The organism is Gammaproteobacteria bacterium, from assembly GCA_003696665.1.
Classification (GTDB): Bacteria; Pseudomonadota; Gammaproteobacteria; order Enterobacterales.
Genome location: RFGJ01000378.1, coordinates 1 through 4,172 on the forward strand (window position 1 = coordinate 1; position 4,172 = coordinate 4,172).

At 52.1% G+C, this 4,172-nt stretch carries 2 protein-coding genes and 1 tRNA gene; all 3 read right to left on the minus strand.

The window, feature by feature from the left end; translation table 11 throughout:
• Positions 1–571 precede the first annotated feature (571 nt).
• A complete protein-coding gene (locus tag D6694_09790) occupies positions 572–3,337 on the minus strand; it encodes a DUF927 domain-containing protein (protein RMH40715.1) in 2,766 nt (921 codons plus the stop codon).
• Between the two features lie 64 nt (positions 3,338–3,401).
• Positions 3,402–3,602 (minus strand): DNA-binding protein, encoded by a 201-nt coding sequence (locus D6694_09795; protein ID RMH40716.1) that lies wholly within the window; start codon positions 3,600–3,602, stop codon positions 3,402–3,404.
• Positions 3,603–4,102: 500 nt separating this feature from the next.
• A tRNA-Lys gene (locus D6694_09800) sits at positions 4,103–4,172 on the minus strand.

A 4,172-nucleotide genomic window follows, 5' to 3' on the forward strand; every position in this document is an offset into this window, starting at 1 on the left:
AGCGGCTCTGGCCGCTGGTGTCCGTGCAGGCGCTAGCGTTCCCGCCTGTGGGGTGCAACGGACATGGGTGGCTAGGGCTGGGCAGCGCGCAGCGCGGTTTGCGTAGCGTAGCGGAGCACAGCCCCAACCTAGCCGCACACAAAAAAGGTGGTTCCCTCTCTTGTGCGCTTAGCGAAGTGACGCCAAGAATGGGAAACCGGGCTTCGCCCTTCTGGTGTCCAAGCGGAACCACCCAGAACCACCATCCATCAATACTGGTCCCGCAAAAAATCGTTATTTTCCAATGCTTGCCCCCCCGGAACCGGTGGGACCACCGATTTGCACAAAAGTCGAAAAAATGAGCCTGAACCTCTCTTTCTGGCGTGGTGTTTGTTTTATTAATTTTTAATGAAAAAAGAAAATCTTTAAATGATTCTTTTACTGGTTCCAGGCGGTTCCAATTTCAACTTTACTATTTTTGGTGGCTCCACCGGTTCCGGGGGTTCCATCCCTTGTCCTGCTTCAAATTTTGGCGGAACCAGTGCCGGTTCCAGGTGGTTCCGGGTGTTCCGTTTTCCTCTCTGGCGTACTTTTAGAACGGTATATCGCCGCCGGACGCCTCGATTTCCTCGATGCTCTGTTCCTCGATGTCTTGCGTGTCCCCGATAATATCTTTCGATACCGATACTACTCGCACCTTCCTGCCCTGGAACGTGATAGTAGAGGTCAATCGCTTACGCCCTCCCACACGGAGAAGACCGGCATCAGCCAGGGCACGTCGAACCACGTCTGGGGCTATCCCGCCGCACGCTTCCTCAAAAGATTTCAGAAAAAAGTGGTAATATCCGTCCCTGACCACCCCGGCGCGGTTGTGGATTTCATCCTCTTGACCGGGTTTCTCGAATCGGGCGGGTTGGGTAAGGATGAAATTTCTAACGTTTTGGATCCCCCTTTCGCCGTCAGTGGTCGCAACCTCGGTTTGCCAGATAGCGAAGAGTTCTTCGCAAGCCTCTAAAACCTCTCCTTCATGCCAAGGTAAGATTCCTCTTTTAATAGCCAGTTCCCCGGCATGAGCTACCAAACGGAAACGCTCGCGAACCCTTTTCGCTTCTGGTGTCAGGGCGTACCCAATCTGGTCAGCCTTAAAATCCCGCCAACCTTCCAATAAATCGCCGCTCTCCAGAAACGCAGGTCCAGCCCATCCGTAATTAGATGCGCATGCTCTTTTAATGCTGTCTACCGCGTCACCATCAGGAAAAATTTGGTCTGCGGAGATGTCCACCAGGCGCACCAGCTGGCCGCCGGCGGCATGCTCCACAAAAGCGGAAACGGCAATCTCACCGGCAGACAAGACTAGCACGCGCCATGCTCTCCTTTTTGCGATAGCTCCGGTTCTGGTGGCGCGACTCTTACCTGTTCCGGCCATCACTGAATAGATAATCCGGCCAAAATCTCGACTGTCACCTTCGCCAATTTCATCAATAACAAGGGGCAGATCGTTGAACGATGCCGCCATGCCTTCGAGCCCATTGCGGGTCGCGTTCCAGCGTTGGATATAGGCATCACTACCGCCTTGGATGGCGGGATCTGCTCCATTTCCCCACGCGCTCGCCGCTGTCTGGAGCAGGCTTGTTTTTCCTCTGGAAGTCACGCCGTGAAAGTGGAAGCCACCCGATTGCACGCCTGCCAACTGCATTACTGGGGCCGCTAAAGCCGCTGCGATAGCAAACCGGACATGGGTGCCACAACCTTTTACGATATCCTGCCAAGCCTCCAGCGAACCGCTTTGAGAAAAGCAGGTGTCGAGCCTTCTCTCGTCTGGTTGATAGATGATTCGTTCCCCTTGGGGTTGGTTAATTGTGATATGTGGCAGGATAAATGAGCTTCCATGCCAGCCTGTGTTAGTGGCCGCTCTGAGGCGGTCGGCCACCCGGAAAGACGCTAAGTATTTTAGCAATGCCTTTTCCTTTCCTGGCATGATGGGAAGCCCACGGTCGGCAAGATACTTGGCTAGGTCAGCGCCTTGACCGTAGAAAAGCTCTGCGGGGATAGCCTCTCTGCGCTCTTGACCATCGTCGTCAATCCATGCGACCAAACGACCCCAACTTTGGCCGTTGGTGTCCCTGCTCATGGCCTCAATCCAGCAAGGACGCCAGGTAAGACGCTTTTCCCGCACAGCCTGCTCTTTTTTCAATAACTCCGATTCAAGCTTTGCTACCTGTTCTTCATCTCCAGCCTCTGCGGCTTCATGTATCATCGATTTATAAGTTTCGTAGTCCGGTCTTTTACCTTGATAAACGCCGGAATCATCGAACCAAAAGCCGCTAGGAGCCTCTGGAAAACGCGGAGACTCTGGGTAAGGTGATTCTGTAGCGGTTCCGGTAGGCTGGGTCTCCGGCTCTTGCGGTTCATCGTTCACCGGTTCCCCGCCGCCATCATTGCCTGGCGTTCCCCCCAATGCCGCTTTCGTGGCCTTCAATCCATGTTCGCGGTGGTAATCGTTCCAATCCGTGCCGACCTCTGGGGGCATGATAAACGCCGCTCCAACCGCCTTAGCTGCCTTTTCCCCTTTCTCCCTGCCGGTGCCGGATGTGTCATGGTCGCCAGCAACCACGATTTCAACGTCCTTCGCTTTGGCGCGGATGTTCTTTGCGACTGATTCAAGATTCCCGGCGTTCAATGCCACCACCACGGTGCATCCGATAGCTTCGTGGACGGAAGCCCCTGTAGCATAACCTTCCACGATATAAACCCGCTCCATACTGCCGGGGATAACATGATATCCGCCTTTGATTACTCCACCTGAAAGAAAGCGTTTTGATCCGTCGGGCTTAATGAACTGAAGTGAAGTTAGCCGCTTATTTATTTTAATAGGGATAAGAAGATCATCCCCGCTAACGCGAACACCATATGCGCCAACTCCTTTCCTCTCAAGATAAGGATGTGATGAACACGGCTTCGCCTGCTCCCATATCTCTGATGCTTTAGCGGCTGCCTCGGCTTGCTCTTTCTGGCGTTCCTGCTCTCTCTTCTTCTTGTTCGCCTCAATCTCTCGCCGCCGAGCGGCCCTTTCCTCTGGCGTATCCTCTACAGGCGTCCCCTCTGGCTGCCAGCGTAGCCACTGGCCAGGGCCGTGTTCATCCCATCGGCCATAAAGGGCGTTCGGGATACCGTCTGCAAAAAGCTGGTAAAATCCTTTTTTATCACCCCTCTTTTCAACGTCAAACCTGTGTTGCCGGCCGTCAGCGACCACCACCGGTTCGGCGATGAATCCAACCTCCCGCGCTAAAACCTCTGAGAATTGTCTTTCGATGTCTGAAACATTGCATCGTATGTTGGTTTTTCTATACTGTGCCATGTCTACTACTCCTCACTCATGTGGTAGAATCTGGGGAGGCCGCTGCCACGGCCTCCTTTTTCTGTTAGTGAATAACCTTTGATTGGGCTTCGATTTGCTCCACCTCATCCAATCGAAACCGCACACACCTTTTCCCCGAGCCAAACTTGTAAATGGGGGGGAGAGAATTACTGTCTCTGGATAACCAGTTATATAAAGTTTTAATAGAAATTCCCCACCGCTCCGCCAGTTCTGGGATTGTGATATATACTACTCCTTTACTCATATCCTATTCCTACCTGCCAATAGTGCTATTCACGTCAGGGGAAACCCAACGGTCATGGGGGTATTGTAAGGGGTATTTTTCACCTCGAAAGAGTTCTACGACTTTTAGCAATCACCATGTAATCAAACAGTTAGCTTGACATATATGTGTTTTATTTGTATAAAACCTAGAAAAGAAAATAGCAGGGAAAATAAGATAGTTTATTCAAAATTATTGACTAGGCCTTAACCAATAACACTAAAAACCACGCCGCCACGTCACATGAAATCGGCAGAACCCATAAAACGCCGATGGCTTTTCTAGCGATGATTTACCCCTTTTTTCTCGTGATGGTCGGGGCTATCGCCCCTCTACGTTCGGCTGCGCCGGGCTGTCGTTCGGGTGGATGTTATGGGTGATATGGCCGGAAACTCAGTGACACGCCAGTGACACGGGCGAAAATCAGACAAGAAAAAGGGGCTAACGGAATCCGCTAACCCCTTGATTTTATTTGCTTTTTTTGGTGAGCCGGACAGGTCTCGAACCTGTGACCCGCAGATTAAAAGTCTGCTGCTCTACCAACTGAGCTAC